Source organism: Micromonospora sp. WMMC241, from assembly GCF_027460165.1.
GTDB classification, from domain to species: Bacteria; Actinomycetota; Actinomycetes; order Mycobacteriales; family Micromonosporaceae; genus Micromonospora; species Micromonospora humi.
In genome coordinates, this window is sequence record NZ_JAPZBF010000001.1 from 5,546,425 (window position 1) to 5,569,026 (window position 22,602).

At 74.9% G+C, this 22,602-nt stretch carries 13 protein-coding genes; 5 read left to right on the forward strand and 8 right to left on the reverse strand.

Annotated elements, in window-relative coordinates; genetic code table 11:
* The first annotated feature begins 163 nt into the window (after positions 1–163).
* Positions 164–3,616: an ATP-binding protein gene (locus O7598_RS25020; protein ID WP_269693714.1), complete on the forward strand. Its 3,453-nt coding sequence runs from the start codon at positions 164–166 to the stop codon at positions 3,614–3,616.
* Between the two features lie 24 nt (positions 3,617–3,640).
* Here the strand turns inward: O7598_RS25020 and O7598_RS25025 are convergent, their stop codons facing one another.
* Positions 3,641–4,804, reverse strand: a complete 1,164-nt coding sequence (locus O7598_RS25025; protein WP_091060506.1) for an acyl-CoA dehydrogenase family protein — start codon at positions 4,802–4,804, stop codon at positions 3,641–3,643.
* A gap of 242 nt (positions 4,805–5,046) precedes the next feature.
* Between O7598_RS25025 and O7598_RS25030 the strand changes: the two genes are divergently transcribed.
* On the forward strand, positions 5,047–6,474 hold the full coding sequence (locus O7598_RS25030; RefSeq protein ID WP_269693715.1) for a UDP-glucose dehydrogenase family protein: 1,428 nt from the start codon (positions 5,047–5,049) through the stop codon (positions 6,472–6,474).
* A gap of 158 nt (positions 6,475–6,632) precedes the next feature.
* Positions 6,633–11,543, forward strand: coding sequence for an SCO7613 C-terminal domain-containing membrane protein (locus O7598_RS25035; RefSeq protein ID WP_269693716.1), 4,911 nt, complete (start codon positions 6,633–6,635; stop codon positions 11,541–11,543).
* Positions 11,544–11,919: 376 nt separating this feature from the next.
* Here the strand turns inward: O7598_RS25035 and purE are convergent, their stop codons facing one another.
* From purE to O7598_RS25055, 4 genes are all read right to left on the reverse strand, one after another.
* The gene (gene purE, locus O7598_RS25040) at positions 11,920–12,411 is read right to left on the reverse strand and encodes a 5-(carboxyamino)imidazole ribonucleotide mutase (protein WP_269693717.1); all 492 of its coding nucleotides are present in this window, start codon (positions 12,409–12,411) and stop codon (positions 11,920–11,922) included.
* Positions 12,408–13,568 carry a 5-(carboxyamino)imidazole ribonucleotide synthase gene (locus O7598_RS25045; RefSeq protein WP_269693718.1) on the reverse strand — a complete coding sequence of 387 codons (1,161 nt, stop codon included), beginning with the start codon at positions 13,566–13,568 and terminating at the stop codon, positions 12,408–12,410. The genes purE and O7598_RS25045 overlap by 4 nt, the downstream gene beginning before the upstream one ends.
* Before the next feature lie 75 nt (positions 13,569–13,643).
* Positions 13,644–15,680 carry a thioredoxin domain-containing protein gene (locus O7598_RS25050; protein WP_269693719.1) on the reverse strand — a complete coding sequence of 679 codons (2,037 nt, stop codon included), beginning with the start codon at positions 15,678–15,680 and terminating at the stop codon, positions 13,644–13,646.
* A gap of 90 nt (positions 15,681–15,770) precedes the next feature.
* Positions 15,771–16,670, reverse strand: a complete 900-nt coding sequence (locus O7598_RS25055; protein WP_269693720.1) for a hypothetical protein — start codon at positions 16,668–16,670, stop codon at positions 15,771–15,773.
* A 213-nt stretch (positions 16,671–16,883) separates the two neighbouring features.
* Here O7598_RS25055 and O7598_RS25060 point away from each other — a divergent pair, with 213 nt between their 5' ends.
* Complete coding sequence (locus O7598_RS25060; protein ID WP_269693721.1) at positions 16,884–17,909, forward strand: phosphatidylinositol-specific phospholipase C domain-containing protein; 1,026 nt, start codon at positions 16,884–16,886, stop codon at positions 17,907–17,909.
* Positions 17,910–17,958: 49 nt separating this feature from the next.
* Here the strand turns inward: O7598_RS25060 and O7598_RS25065 are convergent, their stop codons facing one another.
* From O7598_RS25065 to mca, 3 genes are all read right to left on the reverse strand, one after another.
* Complete coding sequence (locus O7598_RS25065) at positions 17,959–20,448, reverse strand: putative bifunctional diguanylate cyclase/phosphodiesterase (protein WP_269694969.1); 2,490 nt, start codon at positions 20,446–20,448, stop codon at positions 17,959–17,961.
* A gap of 222 nt (positions 20,449–20,670) precedes the next feature.
* Positions 20,671–20,955: a hypothetical protein gene (locus tag O7598_RS25070; protein WP_269693722.1), complete on the reverse strand. Its 285-nt coding sequence runs from the start codon at positions 20,953–20,955 to the stop codon at positions 20,671–20,673.
* 48 nt (positions 20,956–21,003) lie between these two features.
* A complete protein-coding gene (mca, locus tag O7598_RS25075) occupies positions 21,004–21,885 on the reverse strand; it encodes a mycothiol conjugate amidase Mca (RefSeq protein WP_269693723.1) in 882 nt (293 codons plus the stop codon).
* A 222-nt stretch (positions 21,886–22,107) separates the two neighbouring features.
* On the opposite strand from mca, the gene O7598_RS25080 reads away from it, so the two are divergent.
* Positions 22,108–22,542, forward strand: coding sequence for a DUF4307 domain-containing protein (locus O7598_RS25080; protein WP_269693724.1), 435 nt, complete (start codon positions 22,108–22,110; stop codon positions 22,540–22,542).
* Positions 22,543–22,602: the final 60 nt, after the last annotated feature.

Genomic DNA, 22,602 nt, shown 5'->3' on the forward strand with positions numbered 1-22,602 from the left:
TGCCTCCGGGGCGGGTGCGGCGGACCGGTGCAGCGTCCCGCCCACCGGCTGCGTGGCGACTGCGCGCCGGCTGCGCGACCCGGAACCGGTGCCCGGCCGCCATTGCGCCGTGCTGTCGGAAACCGTATTGCCGCTGGTCATTGCGAGGGGCCACGCTGGCCTGATGACTGCCGCGACCGGCGCACCGAGTTATCGCATCCTCGGCCCGCTGGAGGTGACCGTCGGCGGCACGGCGGTGCCGATCCCGGCGGCCCGGCACCGCGCGGTCCTGGCCATGCTGCTGCTGTCACCCAACCGCGACGTGGCCCGTGAGACCCTCGTCGACCGGCTGTGGAACGGCACGCCTCCGGACGGGGCGGTGAAGACGTTGCAGAGCTACGTCTCCCGGCTCCGGACCCTGCTCCGGGCCGACCCCGGCGTCGCCGTCGTCGCCGGGCACGACGGCCGGGCCTACCGGATCGAGGTGGCGGCCGACGCGGTGGACGCGGCGCTGTTCCGCCGCCTGGTCGACGAGGGGCGGGCGGCCGCCCGCGGGTCGGACGACGCGGGTGCGCTGGACGCCTTCGACGCGGCCCTGGGGTTGTGGCGGGACCGGCCGCTCGTGGACCTCGCCGACGAGTACCGGTTCGTCGACGGGGCGGTGCGCGCCTTCGAGGGCCTGCGGGTCGTCGCCGTCGAGGGGGCGCTGCGCGCGGCGGCCGGGCTCGGCCGGCTCGCGGAACGGGTGGCCGACGTCGAGTCGGCGGTGGAGCGCTACCCGGACCGGGCGGTGCTCCGCCGGCTGCACCTGCGGGCGCTCTACGAGACCGGTCGTCAGGCCGACGCGCTGGCCGCCTACGAGCGGTACCGCCGGCTGCGCCGCGACTACGGTCTCGACCCGGAGCCCGAGGTCGAGGAGGTCTACCTGCGGGTGCTGCGGCAGGATCCGGGGCTGCGCGGACGCCCCGTCGAGGCGCCCGGCTTCGTCGGCCGGGGCGCCCAGCTCGGCCGGCTGCGTGCCGCGCTGGCCGCCGCCGTCGCCGGGCGCGGGCGGTGCGTGCTGGTGGAGGGTGAGGCGGGTATCGGCAAGACCGCCCTCGGAACCCGGTTGATGGATCTCGCGGCGGCCGACGGCGTCACGATCGCCACCGGCACCCCGCACGACGTGGACGGTCACCCGGCCTACCGGCCGTGGCTCCAGGTGCTCGACGCGATCCCCGGCGGGGCCCCGGCCCGGACCCAGCTGGCGGTGGCCGGTGGGTCGAGCGCCCGGGAGGGCCAGTTCGCCGCGGTGACCGACGCGTTGCGGTCGGCCGCGGCCCGCACGCCGCTGGTGGTGGTGCTGGACGACCTGCACGAGGCGGACGCGGCGTCGGTGACGCTCGCGCAGCACGTCGTCCGCCTGCTGCCGGGAGTGCGCGTACTGCTGCTCGTGCTGGCCCGGGACGCGGCCGGCGCTGATCCGACCACGGGCTGGGCCGAGGCGGCGGCGCGACTGCGCCGGCTGCCCGGGGTAGAGACGCTGCGACTGGGCCCGCTCGACGGCGCCGCGGTCACCGCGCTGGTCGGGCACGAGTTGGGCCGCAGCCCCGACCCCGCGCTGCTGGCGGCGGTCACCGACCGGGCCGGCGGCAACCCGCTGTTCGCCGTCGAACTCACCCGGCTGCTCGCCGGGGAGCAGGCCCGCGGCCGGGTGGCCGGCGGGCGGCCCGGGGTGCCGCCGCTGGTCCGGGACGTGGTGCGGCAGCGCGCGACGGCGCTCCCGCAACCCTGCCGGGACCTGCTGGCGTTCGCCGCGACGCTCGGCTTCGAGTTCGAGGGGCACCTGCTGACGACCGGTGGAACCCTCTCCGCCGACCAGGTGGCGGCAGCGCTCCGGACCGCCGTCGACCACGACTTCGTCGAGGAGACGCCGGGTCGGGCCGGCAGGTACCGGTTCCGGCACCCGCTGGTGCACGAGGCGCTCTACGACGACGTGCCGTCGCACCGACGCGAGCGGCTGCACCGCCGGGCGGCCGAGGTGCTCGAGCGGGCCCACGCCGCGCACCTCGACCGGCACGCCGAACGGCTGTCGCACCACTGGCGCCGGGCCGGGACGGCGGACCGGCACCGGGCGTACGACTGGACCCTGCGTGCGGCGCGGCAGGCCGCCGGGGCGCTGGCCTGGGAGGAAGCGGCCCGGCTGCTGGCCGTGGCGCTCGACCTGCGCACGCCCGACGGCGACCGCGACGACGGGGCGCGGCTGCGCATCGAGCTGGGCGTACTCCAGTTCAAGGCGGGCCTGGCCGGCGCGGCGGGCCGGACGTTCCTGGCGGCGGTCGCCGAGGCGGACCGGCCCGAGGTCTACGTCCGGGCCGTGCTGGCGCTGGCCGACGCGGCGATCTACCTCACCGGCCTGCTCACGCCGGACACGGCGGCGGAGATGCTGTCCCGGGCCCTGGCGTCCCTCGGCCCGCACGACACGGCGTCGCGGTCCCGGGTCCTGGCACACCTCGCCGCGGTGCTGGTGTGGCACACCGACGGGCACACCCCGGCCAACCGGGAACGCCGGGACAGGTACAGCCGGGAGGCGGTCGACCTGGCGCACGCCTGCGGTGACCGCACCGCCGTGCGGTACGCGCTACGCGCCCGGATCGACGCCACCTGGCGACCGGAGAACCCCCGGGAACGCCTCGACATGGCGGCCGAGCTGGTCTCCTCGGCGATCCACGACGGCGATCGGGACCTGGCCCTGGAGGGCGAGCGCGCCCGTTTCGTCGCCGCGCTCGAACTCGGCCGGGCCGACCTCGCCCGGGCGGCCGCCGACGCGTGTGCGGCCGCCGCGGACGAGTTGCAGATCGCCGACCGGCTCTTCTGGGCCTGCGTGCAGCGCTCCACGCTGGCGTTGATGGCCGGCCGGTTCGCGGCGGCCGAGGAGGCCATCGTCCGGGCGTTCGAGCTGGGCGCCGGGCTGGAGAACCGGACGCTGGCGCACGTGCACACGGGGGTGACCGCCCAGGTGCTGCTGCTGCATCGGGAGATCGGCCGGGCGCCGGCGACGCCCGCCCTGGACCTCGCCGTGGTGGAGCGGTCGATGGTCGAGCTGACCGACCGGCTCAGCCAGCTGTCGGCGATCTGGCGGTTGGGGATGGCGACCTTCCTGCTCAACAGCGACCGGCGTGAGCAGGCTCACGAGCTGTACGCCGAGGTGCTGGCCGGCGGCCTGCTCGACACGCCGCTGGGGGCGCAGTGGCTGGGCACCATGGCGCTCGCCGCGGACCTGTCCGCCGAGTTCGGCGACGTGCGGACCGCCACCGAGGTCAACGCGCTGTTGCAGCCGTTCGCCGAGCAGTTCGTGGTGGTCACCTTCGGGTTCGGCAACCTGGGCTCCGTCGAGCACTTCCTCGGCCGGCTGGCCACCGTGCTCGGCGACGACAAGGACGCCGAGGAGCGGTTCCACGCCGCCGTCACCGCGAACCGCCGGCTCGGTGCCGCGCCGCTGGTGGCCCGCAGCCAGGTGGAGCTGGGTCGGCTGCTGTCGCGTACGGACGCGGATCGGGGCCGGACGCAGCTCGCCCTCGGCGCCGCGGCGGCCGACCGGCTCGGCATGGCACCACTGGCCAGGTCGGCGCGGTCCGCCGGACGGGCGTCCGGTTGACCGCGCCGATCCGGGGCCGGTGGGTCAGCCCTTGAGCAGCTGGCGGGCCATGACGATGCGCTGCACCTGGTTGGTGCCCTCGTAGATCTGGGTGATCTTGGCGTCCCGCATCATCCGCTCGACCGGGTAGTCGCGGGTGTAGCCGTAGCCGCCGAGCAACTGGACCGCGTCGGTGGTGATCTCCATGGCGGCGTCCGAGGCGAAGCACTTCGCGGCCGCGCCGAAGTAGGTCAGGTCCGCGTCGCCCCGCTCGGACTTGCCGGCGGCGGCGTACGTGAGCTGCCGGGCCGCCTCCAGCTTCATGCCCATGTCGGCGAGCATGAACTGGATGCCCTGGAACTCGGCGACCGCCTTGCCGAACTGCTTGCGCTCCTGCACGTAACCCTTGGCGTAGTCCAGCGCGCCCTGGGCGATGCCGATCGCCTGCGCCGCGATGGTGACCCGGGTGTGGTCCAGCGTCTGCATGGCGGTGGCGAAGCCGGTGCCCTCCGCGCCGATCATCCGGTCGGCCGGGATCCGGACGTTGTCGAGGTAGACCTCGCGGGTCGGCGAGCCCTTGATGCCGAGCTTCTTCTCCGGCGCGCCGAAGCTCACGCCCGGGTCGGACTTCTCCACCACGAAGGCGGAGATGCCCTTCGAGCGGGCTGTGGGGTCGGTCACCGCGAAGACGGTGTAGAACTCGGAGACCCCCGCGTTGGTGATCCACCGCTTCACGCCGTTGAGCACCCAGTGGTCCCCGTCACGTACCGCCCTGGTGGTCATCGACGCCGCGTCGCTGCCCGCCTCCGGCTCGGAGAGGCAGTAGGAGAACATCGCGTCGCCGGAGGCGACCGGGGTCAGGTACTTCCGCTTCAGCTCCTCGGAGCCGGCCAGCAGCAGCGGCATCGTGCCCAGCTTGTTCACGGCCGGGATGAGCGAGGACGAGGCGCAGGCCCGGGCCACCTCCTCGATCACGATGGCGGTGGCGAGCGCGTCCGCGCCGGCGCCGCCGTACTCCACCGGGACGTGCGGGGCGTGGAAGTCGGCCGCCCGCAGCGCGTCGTACGACGCCTTCGGGAACTCACCTGTCTCGTCCGCCTCGGTGGCATGCGGAGCCACCTTGGCCGCACAGACCTCACGGACCGCTTCCCGGATCGCCTCGTGCTCCTCCGGCAACCGGTAGACGTCGAACGACTGCTCTGCGGCCATGTCGGCCCTCCCCTTTCACCGCTATCATGCGCAGTCTGTGCCGCCCGGGGGCCGCCGACTGCCGCAGACTGAAGAATAGCCACCAGGCTCTGGCCGAAGCTACCGGCGGGTAGGCTCGCGCCCGAGCGTCGCCCACCCGACCCACTACCCTCACACCAGAATCAGTCCCTCGGTGCCCGGCCTAGGCGCCCCAGCAGATGCGACGCGAGGATGCGCCGCCAGCGCGAGCGGAGAAGACAGGCGTGACGATCCCGTACCCGAACTCCCAGCCGATGCCCGCCATCGCCGCGGTCACCCCGCCGTCCGGCGCGGCCCGGCCCCGGGTGACCTTCCTCGGCACCGGCTACCTCGGCGCGACGTACGCCATCTGCTACGCCGAGCTGGGTTACGAGGTGCTCGGCTTCGACGTCGACGCGGACAAGATCGCCAAGCTGAACGCGGGTGAGGTCCCGATCCACGAGCCGGGCCTCGACGAGCTGCTGCGGCGCAACCTGGCCGCCGGCCGGCTGCGGTTCAGCACCGACATCCAGGAGACCGCCGACTTCGGCGACGTGCACTTCATCTGCGTCGGGACCCCGCAGCGGGCCGACGGCATGGGCGCCGACCTGTCGTACGTCGAGGCGTCGGTGACGAACCTGGCCCAGCACCTGACCCGCAAGGCACTGATCGTCGGCAAGTCCACCGTGCCGGTGGGCACCGCCGAGTGGGTGGAGCAGCTGGTCGGCAAGCACACCCCGACGGACCTCGGCGTCGAGGTGGCGTGGAGCCCCGAGTTCCTCCAGGAGGGCTTCGCCGTCGACGACGTGCTACGCCCCAACCGGATCGTGGTCGGGGTCAAGAGCGAGTGGGCCAACGGCATGCTCTTCGCCGCCCACAAGGGCGTGTTCGACCTGGCCGCCACCGAGGACCGCGAGGTGCCCCTGGTGGTCACCGACTTCGCCACCGCCGAGCTGGTCAAGGTCGCCGCGAACGCGTTCCTGGCCACCAAGATCTCGTTCATCAACGCGATGGCCGAGGTCTGCGAGGCCGCCGGCGGCGACGTCACCCAGCTCGCCCGCTCCATCGGCTACGACCCGCGGATCGGCAACCGGTTCCTGCAGGCCGGGCTCGGCTTCGGCGGCGCGTGCCTGCCCAAGGACATCCGCGCCTTCCAGGCCCGCGCCCAGGAGCTGGGCGCCGGCGAGGCGCTGCGTTTCCTGCACGAGGTCGACCTGATCAACATGCGCCGGCGGACCCGGGTGGTGCAGCTCGCCGCCGAGCTGCTCGGCCGCCGCTCCGGCCCGGCCGGGCCGGACCTCTCCGGCACCCGGGTCGCGGTGCTGGGCGCCACCTTCAAACCCAACACCGACGACGTACGCGACGCGCCCGCCCTCGCGGTGGCCGCGCTGCTCGGCAAGGCCGGCGCCGACGTGCACGTCTTCGACCCGCAGGGGATCGAGAACGCGCGTCGCGCGGTGCCCGGCCTGGCCTACGAGGACACCATGAACGACGCGGTCCAGGGCGCCGACCTGGTCTGCGTGCTCACCGAGTGGGCCGAGTTCCGCAACGCCGACCCGGTGGCCATGGGCGAGCTGGTCAACGGCCGCAAGGTCGTCGACGGACGCAACTGTCTGGACTCCACACTGTGGACGCAGGCCGGCTGGGAGTACCGCGGCCTCGGCCGCCCCTGACCGATCGACACCGGCCGGCCGGTCGGGGACCAGTTCCCCGGCCGGCCGGCCCTTTTTGTTGTCCGGAACGCGCCGGCAACTGTCGAAATCCCGGCCCGGTCAAGGCATGCTTCTGAGTGGTCCACAGTGCGACGGGCGCGGGCGGACGGGAGACTGTCGTGGAGAGTTTCAGGTGCGCCGGGTGCGGGCGGGAGATCAAGCCCGCCGCCGTCTGCCCACACTGCGGCGCGGCACAGCCACAGTGGGCCGAGCACCTGGCCGACATCGAGCGCTCGATCGCCGAGATGAAGGCCCGTGACGCCGAGATCGCCCGCGAGCAGCGGCAGATCGCCGCGAAGATGCAGGCCGCCCTCTTCCAGCGCGACATCCTGGCGCACGCCGGTGAGGAGCGGATCAAGCAGGCCACCCGGCCCCGCAAGGTGCTGCGCCGGCGTCCGGGGCGCCGCCCGCCCACCGCCACCACCGGCGCCCCGCCCCGGGTGCCCCGGCAGGGCACCCCGCCGCCCGCACCTGACGACCTGCCCCCGTCACCGCCCCGCGGCCGCCCCCAGTGGCTCGACGCGGACGACCCGGAGCACCCGCCGGAGGCGTCCTCGCGCGAGGTGCAGAACATCCCCCTCGGGCTGGGCGCGCTGCTGCTCGGCGTCGCGGCGGTGGTCTTCGCCGCCGTCGCCACCAGCTCGATGGACGCGCTGGCCCGGCTCGGCGTGCTGCTGGTCGCCACCGTGCTGATGCTGCTCGCCCCGCCGGTGCTGGCCCGCCGCGGCCTCACCTCGACCGCCGAGACCATCGCCGCGGTCGGGCTGCTGCTGGTGCCGCTGGCCGGGTACGCGGTCTGGGCCGTCGACCGGATCGGCGGCGGCACCTCGGGGGCCGCGTTCGCCGGGTCGATCTTCCTGGTCACCACCGTGGTCGCGGTCGGCTACGCGTACGGCACCGGGCTGCGCGCTCCCCGCTTCGCCACCGTGCTGGCGGCCCAGCCGGTGCTGCCGCTGCTGGCGTACGAGCGGATCACCGGGCCGGCCGGCTGGGCCCTGGTGCTCACCGTGGTGGCCGTGCTGGACCTGGCGCTGGCCCGGTCCGCGTTGGTGCGGGAACGGCCGGTCCGGGCGGACCTGCCCCCCACCGCGCCGCCGGCTCCGGCGCCGCCGCGGCAGCGCGTCGACGACGACCGGCCCGAGTCCGCGCCGGAGGAGTCCGCCGAGGTGCTCGGCGGTGAGGCGCCCGCCGGCCCGGACACCGCCGCGACCCGACCGGTGCCGTGGCTGCGCGAGCTGACCTGGTTGCTGCACGGCGTGGCGGTCGCGCTCGCCCTGGCGTACGCGGTCACCGCCCTGCTGCGGTCCGCCACCGTGCCGGCGGCCGCGGCCGCCGGCACGGTGCTGCTGCTGGCGGCGCTGACCGCGCTCGCCGGCACGCTGGTGCTGCGCCGCCCGCCGCTGCCCGACGTGGGCGCCGGCATCGTCACGCTCGCGGTGATCGGCGCGCTCGGCCGGGTCGCCTCGGTGGCCCTGCCCGGCCGGTCCCTGCTGCTGATCTCCGCGGTCATCGCGCTCACCGGGTTGGCCGTCCGGGCGATGCCGGAGGCGGCCCGCCGGGGTCCGCAGCTCGCCGCCGCGGTGGCGCTCACGGTCAGCGGCCTGGTGGTCGCCGGCGGGGCGCTGCGGGCCGGGCTGGCCCCGGTCCGGGCGGCGCTGCCGGCCTGGTCGGCCGACCTGAGCGGATGGCACGCCGAGCTGGCCCGGGCGGTCGGTCCGACCGGTTGGCAGCTCGCCGCCAGCGCGCTGCTGCTCACCGTCGCCGCCGTGGTCGCGCTGCCGATCGAGATCCGGCGGGAGTTCGCCGTGGTCGGCGCGGCGCTCACCGCGCTCGCCGTGCCGGCCTCGCTCGGCCTGGGCTGGGCGGCGGCCTGCTGGCCGATGCTGCTGACCGCGGTCGCCGTCGGGGTGCTCGGGCTCACCGCCGGCACCGAACGCGCCGCCGTGGTGCACGCGGTGACCGCCGCCGTGCTGGGGTTGACCGGGGCCGGGGCGGCGCTCGCCCGGCCGGCGCTCACCGCCGCGGCACTGACCCTGCTCTTCCTGGCCGGGGCGCTGGTCTCGCTCGCGCCCAGGGTCCGGATCGCCGCCGCCGCGACGGACCCGGTCTGCGCCTGGGCCGCCGGCGGCGCGGCGTTCGCCCTGCCCGGCGCGGTGGCCGCGTTCGTCGCCGCCACCGTGCCGACGCCACCGGCGCCCACCCCGGCCAACCTGCGCGAGATCACCGTCCCGATCCTCGCCGCGAGCTTCCTGGCCGTCTGCGTGACGCTGGCGTACGCCGCCCTGGTCCAGGTGGCGCAGCGGCAGCTGAGCATGCCGCACGCGCTCGGCACGGTGCTCGGCGCGGTGGCCGTCGCCGCCGCCGGCTTCGGCGCGCCCGGTGCCACCTCGGCGGACGCCTGGCTGGGTGGCCTGCTGCTGATCAGCGCCGCGTTGCTGGCGCTCGCCCCGCGGATCGACGCCGGACGCCGCGCCGACATGTCGCTCGACGGGTCGGACCTGGCCCTCGCCGCCACCACGGTGGCGCTGGTCGCCACGCTGGCCCGGATCGCCGCAGTGCTCGCGCCGGGCGGCCAGCTCGTGGTGGCGTCCGCGCTGGTGCTGGTGGTGGCGGTCGCCGCCCGGGCGCTGCCGGAGGAGTGGCGGCGTGGGCCGATCCTGGGCATCGCGGCCGGCGGCACGCTGATCGGGCTCATCGCCGCCTGGAGCGCGCTGCGCGGCGGCGTCGGTGTGCTGGCCACCCCGGGCCCGATCTGGGCCGGTGACCTGAGCGGCTGGCCGGCCGCGCCCACCGGCGGGGCCACCTGGCAGGCGCCCGTGGCGTTGGCGCTGCTGGCGGTGACCGCCGCCATCCTGCTGCCGCCCCCGTGGAAGTACGACGTGTCGGGCGTGGCCGCGGTCCTCGCCACCGTGGGGGCGCCGGCCGCGTTCGACCTGCCCTGGTGGTCGCCGGTGCTGGTCGGCGCCATGGCGGCCACGGTCTACGGGATGGCGGCGGTGGCCGCGGCGGACCCGCGGGCCGCGTTGTCCCGGGCCACCGTCGCCGGGGTGGTGGCGCTGCACGCCACCGGCGCCGGACTGGTCCGGCCCTGGACCACCGCGCTGGCGTTGGGCAGCATCGCGTTGATCGGGGTGACGGTGGCGGCCCTGGCCCGGTCGTTCGCGCCGACCCTGGTGGAGGACGTCCGCGCCGAGGGCATGCCGCCGCACCTGGTCCAGGTCGGCGGCGCGGCCGCCGGCGCGGCCCTGCTCGCCCTGCCCGGCGCGGTGGCCGCGCTGTCCGCCGAGTTCGACCGTCCCGCGCAGGTGGTGCTCACCGCCGCGCTGGCCGCCGCCAGCATCGGCCTGGCCGTGGTCGCGGCGGTCCGCCGGCAGGTGCCGCAGTACCTTCCGTACGCCAGCGTGGCCGTCGTCGGCGCGGCCACCGTCACCGCCGCCGCCGCGCTCCTCGTCCACCTGCCCGCCGGCGTGTACGCCGCCGCCGCGGCGCTGCTCGGCGTGCTCGCCGAACTGATCCGGGCGGCCACCGTCCCGCCGGCCGGCTCGGCCCGGCCGGTACGCCGCTGGTCGGTGCTGCTGAACGGGGCGCTGCGCCGGGACCGGGACGAGCCCACCGAGCTGCGGTGGCGGGTCAGCCCGGCGGCCGGAGCGCTGGCCGCGGCGGCGCTGCCCACCGCGCTGGCGCTGGTCACCCTGGCGCCGCCGCTGGTGGTGGCGCTCTTCTCCACCTTCGTCGTGCTGGGACGGGTCTGGCAGGGGCCGCCGCCGGAGCTGCTCACCCCGCCGCCGGACGCGGTGGACCCCACCCACGTGCTCACCGCGCTGCTGCTGACCGCGACGGCGGCGCTGGCCGCGACCGGGTTCAGCGGCGGCCGCCGGTCCCGGGCGGTGCCGGTGATCCTGCCCGGGGCCGCCCTCACGCTGCTGATCACGCCGGTGGCGCTCGGTCAGGGCTGGCCGATCACCGCGCAGGCCGGGCTGGTGGTGTTCACCATCTCGATGCTGGGGCTGGCGCTGACCCCGCCGCCGGCGCTGGCCGAGCCGGGCCGCTCGATCCGGGTCGCCCGGGTGCTGGTCTTCGTCATCGGGCTGGCCGCCGGCGGCGCCGGGCTCGCCGGCGCCCTCGCCACCCGTGACCTGACCCTGATCACGCTGGGGAGCGCGGTCGCCGTGGGCCTGATCGCCGCGTTCTACGGGACCACCCAGCGGGCCCGCATCCTCGGCTGGCTGTTCGCCTCGCTGATGGCCCAGCTCTTCGTGCTCACGCTGGGTCTGGTGGCCGGGCTCGCCGCGGTCTGGTCCGCGTTCGGGGTGCTCGCGGTCGGCGCCGCGTTGCAGGTCTTCGCCGCCACCCTGCCCCGGCTGCGCCGCCCCGAGGCCTACCGGGAGGCGGCCACCGTCGAGTGGAGCGGTTACGGCGCGGCGCTGATCGCGCTGGCCCTGGCGTACGACTCGCCCCGCCACATCGCCGCGCTGCTGGCCGCCTGGGGTGCGGTGCTCGGGATCGCGGCCAGCCGCCCGGGGCGGCGCCCGACCGAGCGGAACCTGCTGTTCTGGGCGGTGGTGGCCTGCGAGATCAGCGCCTGGTGGATCCTGATGCGGGTGTCCGACGTGGCCCTGCCCGAGGCGTACACACTGCCGTTCGCGGCGCTGGCCCTGCTGGTCGGGGTGCTGCAACTGCGTCACCGGCCGGACATGTCGAGCTGGGTGGCGTACGGGCCGGCGCTGGTGACCGCGTTCCTGCCGTCGCTGGCGATCGTGGTGGCGACCGACTCCAGCATGCTGCGTCAGGTGCTGCTGCTGCTCGGTGCCGTGGCGGTGCTGATCTTCGGCTCGACGAGCCGGCAACAGGCGCCGGTGATCGTCGGCGCCACGGTGACCGCGATCGCCGCGGTGCACGCGCTGTTCAGCCTCGGCCCGTGGCTGGTGCTGATCCCGGTGGGTCTCGTCCTGCTGGTGCTGGGCGCGAGCAACGAGCGCCGCCGCCGCGCCCAGGAGCGCCTGCAGACCGCGCTGCGCGGGATGCGCTGAGGCGTCGGCGGTCCACGCGGCGCCACCGTCCGACGGATGGCGTCAGCCGTCGCCCGCCGTGCCGGGTTTCGTCGCCCTGCCCGGCGCGTCGACCTGTCGCCCTGCCCGGCGTGTCAATCGTTCACTTTCCGTAGCGGTCGGCCGAGGCGGCCCTCACCCGTCCCACCGCCTTTGCTCTGCAGCCATGGACGCATCGGTGACCGAACGCGACCGTGAAGGACCGGGCGGGATCCGAGCATCGGTACCAAACACCAGCCCGGAGCCGTGCTGCGTCGGTGGCTGCAGAGCAAAGGCGGCGACGGGCCATAGCCCGACGTCACGACTTTGATTACTCTCCGCGACCCGATGGCTCGACACGGAGGGTGAGCGTTTCGGGTCAGCGCAGCGAGGCGCGGAGCGCGGCTTCCTTCTCGGCGACCAGATCCTCCAGGCTCGCCTGATAGCCGGCCATCTTCTCGCGCAGCACCGGGTCGGCGGCCCCCAGGATGCGGACGGCGAGCAGCCCGGCGTTACGGGCGTTGCCGATCGACACGGTGGCGACCGGCACGCCCGCCGGCATCTGCACGATGGACAGCAGCGAGTCCATCCCGTCCAGATACTTGAGCGGCACCGGCACGCCGATCACCGGCAGCGGGGTGACCGAGGCGACCATGCCGGGCAGGTGGGCCGCCCCGCCCGCACCGGCGATGATCACCCGGATGCCCCGGCCGGCGGCCTCCCGGCCGTACTCGATCATCTTGAGCGGGGTGCGGTGCGCGGAGACCACACCGACCTCGTGCGGCACGCCGAACTCGTCCAACGCGTCGGCAGCGGCCCGCATGGTCGGCCAGTCCGAGTCGCTGCCCATGATCAGCCCGACCGTACTCACGAGCGTCCCTCCTGGAGCCAGCGGGCCGCGCGCGCGGCCCGGGCGCGTACCTCGGCCAGGTCGGTCCCGAGCACCGTGACGTGCCCGATCTTGCGGCCCGGACGCACCTGCTTGCCGTACAGGTGGACCTTGGCGCCGGGCTCGGCGGCGAAGAGGTGGTGCAACCGCTCGTCGATCGAGATCCCGCCCGGCTCCCCGCCGAGCACGTTCGCCATCACCACGACCGGCGCGGTGAGCGAGGTGTCCCCCATCGGATAGTCGAGCACCGCCCGCAGGTGCTGCTCGAACTGCGACGTGCGGGCACCCTCGATGGTCCAGTGACCGGAGTTGTGCGGGCGCATGGCCAGCTCGTTGACGACCAGCCCACCGGGCGTGTCGAACAGCTCGACCGCGAGCAGCCCGACCACGCCGAGCGCGGTGGCCAGGTCGATGGCGAGCTGCTGCGCGGCGACCGCCTGCTCCTCCGGCAGGTCGGGCGCCGGCGCCAGCACCTCGACGCAGATGCCGTCGCGCTGCACCGTCTCCACCACCGGGTACGCGGCGACCTGCCCGAACGGCGAGCGGGCCACCTGCACGGCCAGCTCGCGGCGCAGCGCCACCCGCTCCTCCACCAGCAGCGGGGTGCCGCCGTCGAGCAGCGTCGCGGCCAGCTCAGCCGCCTGGTCGGCGTCGTCCACCATCCAGACGCCCCGGCCGTCGTAGCCGCCCCGGGCGGCCTTGAGCACCACCGGCCAGCCGGCCTCCGCGCCGAACGCGACCAGGTCGGCCGGCGACTCCACCGGACGCCAGGCCGGGTTCGGCGCGCCCAGCTCGCCGAGCCGCTCCCGCATCACCCGCTTGTCCTGCGCGTGCACCAGCGCCTCGGCCGGCGGGAAGAGCTTCACGCCCTCGTCGGTCAGCGCCCGGATGTGCGCGTTCGGCACGTGCTCGTGGTCGAAGGTGACCACGTCGCAGCCCTTCGCGAACGTGCGCAGCGCGGTCAGGTCGGTGTGGTCGCCGTACTGGACGTCGGCGGCGACCAGCGCCGCACCGTCGTCCGGGGCGAGCGCCAGCACGCGCAGCGACTGGCCGAGGGCGATGGCGGCCTGGTGGGTCATCCGGGCGAGCTGGCCGCCGCCCACCATGCCCACGACGGGGAGTCCGGTACGGGAGTCCATAGCGCCGCCAGCCTAGCCGGGCCGACGGCCGGCCGGACCGCGAGGGCGGCCCGTCCCACCGGCGCCGCGGGCGGCTCAGCCGAGCTGGGCGACCAACTCGTCGACCGAGGTCACCGGCCGCTGGCAGACGAACCCCCGGCAGACGTACGCGGTGGGCCGCCCGTCGACCAGCGGCCGGTCGGCCAGCAGCGGCACGCCTGGCTGGTCCGGGGCGCCGGCCACCACCACCGCGCCGGGCGGGGCGTGCCGGTGCGCGGCGGCCACCAGCGGGTCACCGGCCGGGTCGTCGGTCACCACCGCGATCTCGTACGGGCCGGAGAGCAGCGCCTCGCCGACCGTGGCGGCGTAGCCGGTGAACCGCGCGTGCCGGTCGACGATCGGCGCGACAGTCGACAGCGTCTGCTCGGCCGCCTCCCGGTAGCGGGTCTCCCCGGTCAGCGCCGCGTACGCCACCAGCCCCGCGACGATCGCCGAGCGCCCGGACGGCGTCGCGTTGTCGGTCGGGTCGGCGGGGCGGGTGACCAGCCGTTCGGCGTCGTCGGCGGTGTCGTAGAAGCCGCCGTCCGGGGCCGCGAACCGGGCCAGCGCCACGTCGAGCAGCTCACCCGCCAGGGTCAGCCAGCGCCCCTCGCCGGTGAGCTGGTGCAGCGCGCAGAACGCCTCCGCGACGCAGCCGTAGTCCTCCAGCACGCCGGCCGGCTCGCCGACGGCCTTGTCCCGGGAGACCCGGCGCAGCCGGCCGTCCACCAGGTGCACGGCGGCCAGGTGCTCGGCGGCGTCGCGCATCGCGCCGTCGGCGACGATGACCACGCCCTCCATCAGGTTCGCGTCCTCGTCGTCCGGGGACGCGTGAAGCGCGGCCACCTGCTGGAACTCCGCGAGCGCGGTGATCGCCAACCCGTTCCAGGCGGCCACCACCTTGTCGTCGCGGGCCGGTTGGGGGCGGGTGTCCCGGGCGGCGAGCAGCCGGCCCACCACGTCGCGCCAGCGGGCCCGGACCGCCGGGTCGGCGTCGTCGACGTCCCGGGCGAGCCTCAGCACGCTGGCGCCCTCCTCGAAGGTGCCCGCTTCGGTGACCGTGAACAGGTCGGCGGCGAAGCGGCCGTCGTCCTCTCCCAGCACCTCGACGAGCTGGGCCGGCGTCCAGACATAGGTGAGCCCCTCGACGCCCTCGGTGTCCGCGTCCAGCGCCGAGGCGAAGCCCTCGCCGGCCCGGTGCAGCTCGTCGGCGAGGAAACGCGCGGTGTCGCGGGCCACCCGGCGGGCCAGCCGGTCACCGGTGAGCCGCCAGAGCTGGGTGTAGACGCGCAGCAGCAGCGCGTTGTCGTAGAGCATCTTCTCGAAGTGCGGCACGGTCCAGTGGCCGTCCACGGAGTAACGGGCGAAGCCGCCGGCGAGCTGGTCGTTCAGGCCGCCGCGGGCCATCGCCTCGGCGGTGTGCCGGACGATCTCCACGCTGCGCGCCGAGCCGGTGCGCCGGTGGTGCCGGAGCAGGAAGAGCAGGTTCATGTGCGGCGGAAACTTCGGCGCGCCGCCGAAGCCGCCGTTCGTCTCGTCGTACTCCTTCGCGAGCTGGGCGGCGGCGCCGTCGAGCAGCTCGGCGGTGAGCGGGGCGGTCACGCCGCCGACGGCCTGGGCGCCGCCGATCGCCTCGACCACGGCCGCGCCCTGGCGCAGCACCGCGTCGCGCTGGTCCCGCCAGGCGGTGGCGACGGAGCCGAGCAGGCGGACGAAGTTCGCCCGGGGGAAGTAGGTGCCGCAGAAGAACGGGGTGCCGTCCGGGGTGGCGAAGACCGTCATGGGCCAGCCGCCCTGGCCGGTCATCGCCTGGGTGGCGGTCATGTAGACGGCGTCGACGTCGGGGCGTTCCTCGCGGTCGACCTTGACGCAGACGAAGTCGTCGTTCATCAACCGGGCCACTGCGTCGTTCTCGAACGACTCGTGGGCCATCACGTGGCACCAGTGACACGCGGCGTAGCCGACCGAGATGAGCACCGGCACGTCGCGCCGTCTCGCCTCGGCGAACGCCTCGTCGCACCAGGGCCACCAGTCGACCGGGTTGTCCGCGTGCTGGAGCAGGTAGGGCGAGGTGGCCTCGGCGAGTCGATTCACCATCCGACCATAGCGAGCGCGCGGTGGCCGCGCGCCGCGAGTGGACCGGCCGGACCGGGACGGCGGCCCCGGCCCGGCCCGGCCGGTGGGTCAGCGGGTGAGCGTGAGCGTCGAGGTGTCCGTCACGGTGTATTCGTTCCAGTATTCGAAGTCGCGGACCGGCACCTCGGTGACCGCCTGCGCGGTGCCCCGCTGGAACCTGACGTCGGCCGGGTAGGTGGTGGCCGACCAGGGCACCGCCCGGCCCGGGGCGCACGGCACCTGGATGTCGTAGCGACCGCGCACCAGGCCCGCCTTCTTCTGCTGCTGGGTCAGGTCGCCGCCCACGTCGATCGTCTCCGCCCGGGTGCAGGTCACCGTGCCGCGCACGGTGGCGATGCCCTTGTTGCTCACCGTGGCCACCGGGTCGACGGTCAGGGTGACGTAGAGCGCCGGCACCGGTGGCGGGTTCGAGATGTGGATCTCACCGCGCAGGCCGCCGGTCGCGCCCGCGCAGCGGATCTCGAAGGTGGCGTCGAACCGCTCGACGTAGTCGAACGGGCCCCAGGCGGCGTCGAGGACGGTGAACGAGCCGGTGCTCTGCGCGCAGGAGCGCCCCCAACCGCCGTTGTAGAGCTGCAGGCTCGCCGCGTCGCTCCCGTAGACCGGCTGGCTGACGTTCTGGTAGGTGTCACCCGCCTTCAGCGTCTGACCGGCCGGGGCGGAGATGTCCAGGCGCCAGGTGTTGTCGGTGTCGCTCCAGAACTCCATCCCGAACCGCCGCTGCTCGCCGCCCCATGCGCTCATCTCGTCCCCGGGCGTCGGTGCGGCGGAGCTGTAGGAGTAGGAGTTGCCGGCGGTGATCGGGTCACCCGGCTCGCCGGTGACGCTGAACGACCAGGCCTGCACCGGGCGGGCCTGCGCCGGTGCGGAGCCGACCAGGCCGGCGGCGCCGGCGGTCAGCGCCATGGTCGCGGCGAACAGAACCCTTCGCCAGGAACGTCTCGTCATCGTCGTCCTCCCCGTGTGGACGTGCGCGGAACGCCGTCGCGCCCGCCGTGCCCGAAGACTAGGTCCGATCGGTCGCGCCCGCTGCCCCGCACCGGTGGGATGTCGGCAGCCCGGCGACTCGCCACGGATCATCCTTCCACTATTTACCTTCATCTATTTAGATCGACGCATGTCCGGCGCGCCCACCGCCGGTACGTCCGAAGGAGACGGTCCATGCGCAGACTCCCCGCCCTGCTCGCCCTCGCCGCCCTGGCCGGCTCGACACTGGCGCCGGGCGCCGCGTCCGCCGCGGTGCCGCCGAAGACCCGGTGGTCCGCCAGCACCGCCGTCGGGATCCACAACACGTACGAGCGCGGCACCTACCCCTACCTGGCCCAGGCGCTCGACGCCCGGCCCGGGCTGATCGAGCTGGACGTCTGGCCGGACGTGCTCACCCGACAGTGGCGGGTCAGCCACAGCAACCCGCTCGGCAACGACAACAACTGCGTGGCGGCCACCAGCGCCGCGCAGCTCTACACCGGCACCCGGAACAAGAACCTGGAGAGCTGCCTGGACGACATCCGGCTCTGGCTCGGCGCGCACCCCGACGCCGGCCCGGTGGTCCTCAAGCTGGAACTCAAGACCGGCTTCAGCAGCCGTACCGGGCAGGGCCCGGCCCAACTCGACGCGGTCCTCGCCGCGCGCCTCGGCGACCGGGTGTTCCGCCCGGCCGACCTGCTCGGCGGCCACCCCACCCTGGACGCCGCCGCCCGCGCCGACGCCTGGCCGACCCGGGCGCAGCTCGCCGGGAAGGTCATCGTGGAGCTGATCCCCGGCACCGTCGAGGAGGGCAACCCGACCGACACGCTCTGGACCGACGTGGAGTACGCCCGCCACCTGGCCGGCCTGGCCGCGGCCGGCACGCTCGGCACCGCGCGGGCGTTCCCGGCCGTGCACCGGGCCCAGGCCGGCGACCCCCGCACCCGGTACGCCGACACCGCCCTGCGCCAGTGGTTCGTGCTCTTCGACGGCGACGCCTCGGCGTACGTCGGCGGCGGCATCGACACCGCCTGGTACGACGCCAACCACTACCTGCTGGTGATGACCGACGCGCAGAACGTGCCGCCCGCGGTCCCCGGCGGTGACGCCGACGCGGCGGCGGCCCGGGTCGCCCAGCTCGCCCGCGCGCACGCCAGCATCGCCTCGGCCGACTGGGCCGCGCTGCCGACCGTCCTCGACGACGTGTTGCCACGCGGCTGAGCACCCCGCTCCGCGCCGCCGGGGGCACCTCCGGCGGCGCGGGACCGGCTCAGGAGGCGCCGTCGGCGCGCAGCGGGAAGACGTTGTCGCGGGCGGTGTCGCGCAGCGACCCGAGCACCGCGCCGATCTTGTCCGCCGGCATCGGCTTGAAGAAGTGGTAGCCCTGGGCGGCGGTGCAGCCCAGCTCGGCCAGGGCGGTGCGCTGCTCGGCCGTCTCCACGCCCTCGGCCACCACCCGCAGCCCCAGCTCGTGGGCGAGCCCGACGGTGGTCCGGACGATCGCCGCCGCCTCCGGCGAGTCGGCCATCCGGATCACGAAGGAGCGGTCCACCTTCAGCTCGTCGACCGCGATCCGGGTGAGGAACGTCAGCGAGGAGAAGCCGGTGCCGAAGTCGTCGACGGCGAGCTGCACACCCATCGCCCGCAGCGTGGCAAGCACCTCGTCGATCACCTCCAGCTCGCTCATCACCACCGTCTCGGTGATCTCCAGGACCAGCCGGCGCGGCGGGACCTGGTGCCGGCGCAACGCCTCCTCGATCTCGGCCGGCAGCCGCGGGTCGAGCAGGCTGCGTGCCGACAGGTTCACCGAGATGGGCACGTCCAGCCCTTCCCGCGCCCACCCGGCGGCGACCTCCAGCGCCTTGTTCAGCACGTAGCGCGTGAAGCTGCCGAGCTGCTCGCTGTTCTCCACCGGACGGATGAAGTCGGACGGGCCGAGCCAGCCGCGACGCGGGTGCCGCCACCGGATCAGCGCCTCCACCCCGGTCGGGGCGCCGGTGGCCAGGTCCACCGCCGGCTGCAACGCCAGCACGAGCTGGTCGTCGGCGGCCAGCGCCTCCCGCAGCTCCGCGAGCAACGCCAGGTGGTCGGTGCTCGCCGCGTCCCGCGAGCTGTCGTACGCGGCGACGCTGCCGCCGCCCTCCTTCGCCTGGTACATGGCGATGTCGGCGCGCCGCAGCAGCTCGGTCAGGTCGGCGGTGCCCGCGTCGGCCACCACCACGCCGACCGCCACCTCGACGGACATCCGCACCCCGGCCACCTCGGTCGGGGCGGCGAGCCGCTCGGCGACCTCCCGGGCCTGGCGCAGCGCGTACGCCAGCGGGGCCGTCCGGTCCTCGACCACCGGGACCGAGGTGAGCAGCAGCGCGAACTCGTCGCCGCCGAGCCGGCCGAGCAGGTCACCGGGCCGGGTCAGCACGGCCAGCCGGTTGGCGGTCAGCCGCAGCAGCTGGTCGCCGGCCGCATGCCCGAGGGTGTCGTTGACCTCCTTGAACTGGTTCACGTCCAGCAGCAGCAGGGCCACCGGGTGGTCGTGCGGGCGCTGCCGCAACGCCTGGTCACCGCGGGTCAGCAGGGCCGCCCGGTTGAGCAGCCCGGTGAGCTGGTCGTGCACCGCGTCGTACGACGACCGGGCGGTGACCAGCCGCAGCTCGCGGTGGGTCGCGGCGTCGTGCAGGGCGGCGGCCAGCGCGTCCCCGAAGGCGGCCACGCCGTCGCGTTCGGCGTGGCTGGGCGGGGCGGACGGGGCGAACCGCACGCGCAGTCGACCCACCTCGACGGCGCCGACGGCCAGCCGCCGGACCAGTTCGTGCTCGACCGTGCCGGCGCACGCCGCGGGCTCCACCTCACGATCGCGCACCTGCCCGCCGCGGTCGGCCCGGTAGCGGCGCCAGCGCCCGTCCCCACGCACCACGTCCACCTCGACCAGCTCGGCCCCGAAGAGGGTGAGCGCGCCGGTCACCGCGGCGGTCGCCACGCCACGTTCGTCGAGCTGGTTGAGCGCGGCGGTGGCCTCGGCGAAGGCCCGCCAGGTCCGGCGTTCGGCATCGGCCCGGAGCCGGTGCCGGTAGGTCTGCTGGAGCAGCCACAGCGGCGGCGGCAGGAGCAGCAGCCAGCGGGGGTCCAGCTCCAGCAGCGCGACCACCACCAGGCCGACCGCGACGTTGCCGACGAACATGAGCAGCTTGCCACGCAACGCGGCGAGCAGCGGCGGCCCGATCGGGATGCCGTGCCGCAGGGCGATCGTGGCGGCGCCGAGCCAGCCGGTGGTGACCAGGTACGTCACCGCGCCGGCGCTCAGCGCGAGGGCCAGCTCCGGGGTGGGCGCGGCCAGCAGCGGCTTGCCGAGCGCGCCGGCGACCGCCCCGGCCAGTGCCGTGGCGGCGGTGAGCGAGGTGGTGATGCGGACCAGTTCCAGCACCGGGCGCCGGTCGGACACCAACGACATCGCGGTCCAGGCGACGCCGGCGCCGAGCAGCGCCGCGGCGGGAAGCCAGCCGGCCGGCACCAGCCAGAGGCAGACCACGAGCGCGGCCTCGCCCCAGGTGATGCTGACCATGCCGGCCGCGGTGCGGAAACGCAGCCGGGCGAGCTGGGCGACGGCGAAGGCCACCGCGGCGAGACCGAAACGGGCCGGGCCGGGCAGCGGGTCGTCCGCCGGCAGGTTCGCGGGTATGCCGAGCCCGAGGACGGCGGCCAGGAGCGCGGTGACCGCGACCGCGGCGGTCAGCAGCACGACGCTGATCGGCGTGCCGCGCAGGCCGAGCCGGTCCGGGGGACGGTCGGCCGGTTCGGAGGTCACGGCCCCGCCCCGGCGGGACGCGGATTCGGGGCACGGTCGGGACCCGCTGCTGCCTTCGACATCGACGCCCCCCTTCCGCGCAGGGTCCGGGGCCTCACGGTCCCCCCGGCGGAAGGCTAAGCCAAAGCCGGTGGTCGCAACAGGGGTGAACGACCGGCTCGGGCGTGATTCACGCGGTGTTCAGCCGTTGCGGCGCTGCTGGGGGCCGTTGGGGGCTTTCGTCGGTGAATCCTGCTCGACGGCCCCGTCTGTCGGATCGACGACTGCCGCGTCGGCCCGGCCCGGCTCGGTCGGGTGCGGGAACCGGTCCGGCAGCCGGCGCAGCCGGGCGTTCATGTTGCGGATGAGCAGGACGGTGACGGTGGCCAGCGCGATGATGAGGAAGAGGCCCATCGGGCCGGCCAGACCACCCGTACGGGTGTCACCGAAGTTGTTCTCCGCGAGCACCTGGGCGGTGGTCAGCATGGTGTTCCTCCGATGTGCGGCTGACGACCAGGGTAGCCCCCGCGGACGTCAGCGGGCACGGCACGTCTCGCGCACCCCGGCGAAGAGGTCGGACTCGGGCAACGGGCTGTCCACCAGTGAGCGGGCGAGCTGGAAATCCTCCGTCGGCCAGGCGCGCTGTTGCAGGTCCATCGGCACCTGGAACCAGAACCCGTCCGGGTCGATCTGGGTGGCGTGGGCGCGCAGGGCGTCGTCGCGGACCGGGAAGTAGGCGGAGCAGTCGACCCGGGTGGTGATCCGCTCCCCCTTGTCGGGTCGCTCCTCCCACCGCTTCATCCAGTCGCCGTAGGGCGACTCGTGGCCGGCGGCCAGCATCGCCTCGTGCAGGCTCATGATCTTGGCGCGGGAGAAGCCCACGTCGTAGTAGAGCTTCAGCGGCTGCCACGGCTCGCCCAGCTCCGGGTGCCGCTCGGGGTCGCCGGCCGCCTCGAACGCCGCCACCGCGACCTTGTGGGTCATGATGTGGTCCGGGTGCGGGTAGCCGCCCTCCTCGTCGTAGGTGGTGACCACGTGCGGACGGAACTGCCGCATCAACCGCACCAGCGGCGCGGCCGCGACCTCCACCTCCTGCAGCGCGAAGCAGCCCTCCGGCAGCGGCGGCAGCGGGTCGCCCTCGGGCAGCCCGGAGTCGACGAAGCCGAGCCAGGCCTGCTCGACACCGAGGACGGCGCGGGCGGCGTCCATCTCGGCCCGGCGGATGTCGCCGATGTTGGCCCACACGTCGGGCCGATCCATCTTGGGGTTCAACACGCTGCCCCGCTCACCGCCGGTGCAGGTGACGACCAGGACATCCACCCCCTCGGCGACGTATTTCGCCATGGTGGCGGCGCCCTTGCTCGACTCGTCGTCGGGATGGGCGTGCACCGCCATGAGACGCAGCTGTTCTGCCACCTTCGGCGCTCCTCGTCTGTGCCGACCGGCTGACCTGCCGGAATCTCCCCCCGCGCCCGCGAAAGCCCCCGTGACGACCGGTCGGGACCGTTGCCGGAGTGGTCGGAACCACCCCGGCCGGCCGAAGCCGACCTGCCATCCTTGACTCAGCGCCGGGCTGGGAAGATGGACCTTGCCATTCTTGCCGATGCCGCCGACAACAACGCCAGGAGATACCCGCCGGTGAGCGAGACGCACGCCACAGTCGCACCGGACGCGCCGGTCTTCCCGCCCGGCCGGTACGGCCGCCGCCGGGAGCCGGGGCGCCGCCGGCCGCTCCTGCTCGCCCTGGTGGTGGCGGTCGTGCTGGCCCTCCTCGGGTTGGGTGCCGCGAAGCTCTACACCCAGTACGGCGATCCCAGCTACCAGGGCGAGATGATCAGCTACACCGGGATCACCGACTCCCGGGTGGTGGTCGACTTCCGGGTCACCGTGCCCCCGGGCGGCTCGGCGACCTGCCTGCTGCGGGCCCGCTCGCACGACGGCGCCGAGGTGGGCCACGTCGAGGCCACGGTTACGGCCGAACCCGGCCAGCGGCACGTCCGGTCCCGACAGGAGGTGCCGACCAGCGCCCGGCCGTTCATCGGCGAGGTGCTGCGCTGCCGACCGGCCGGCTGAGCCGGACGCCCGGCGAGCTGCCGGGACACGCCACCCCAGGTCCCGCCACCGGCACCCGGG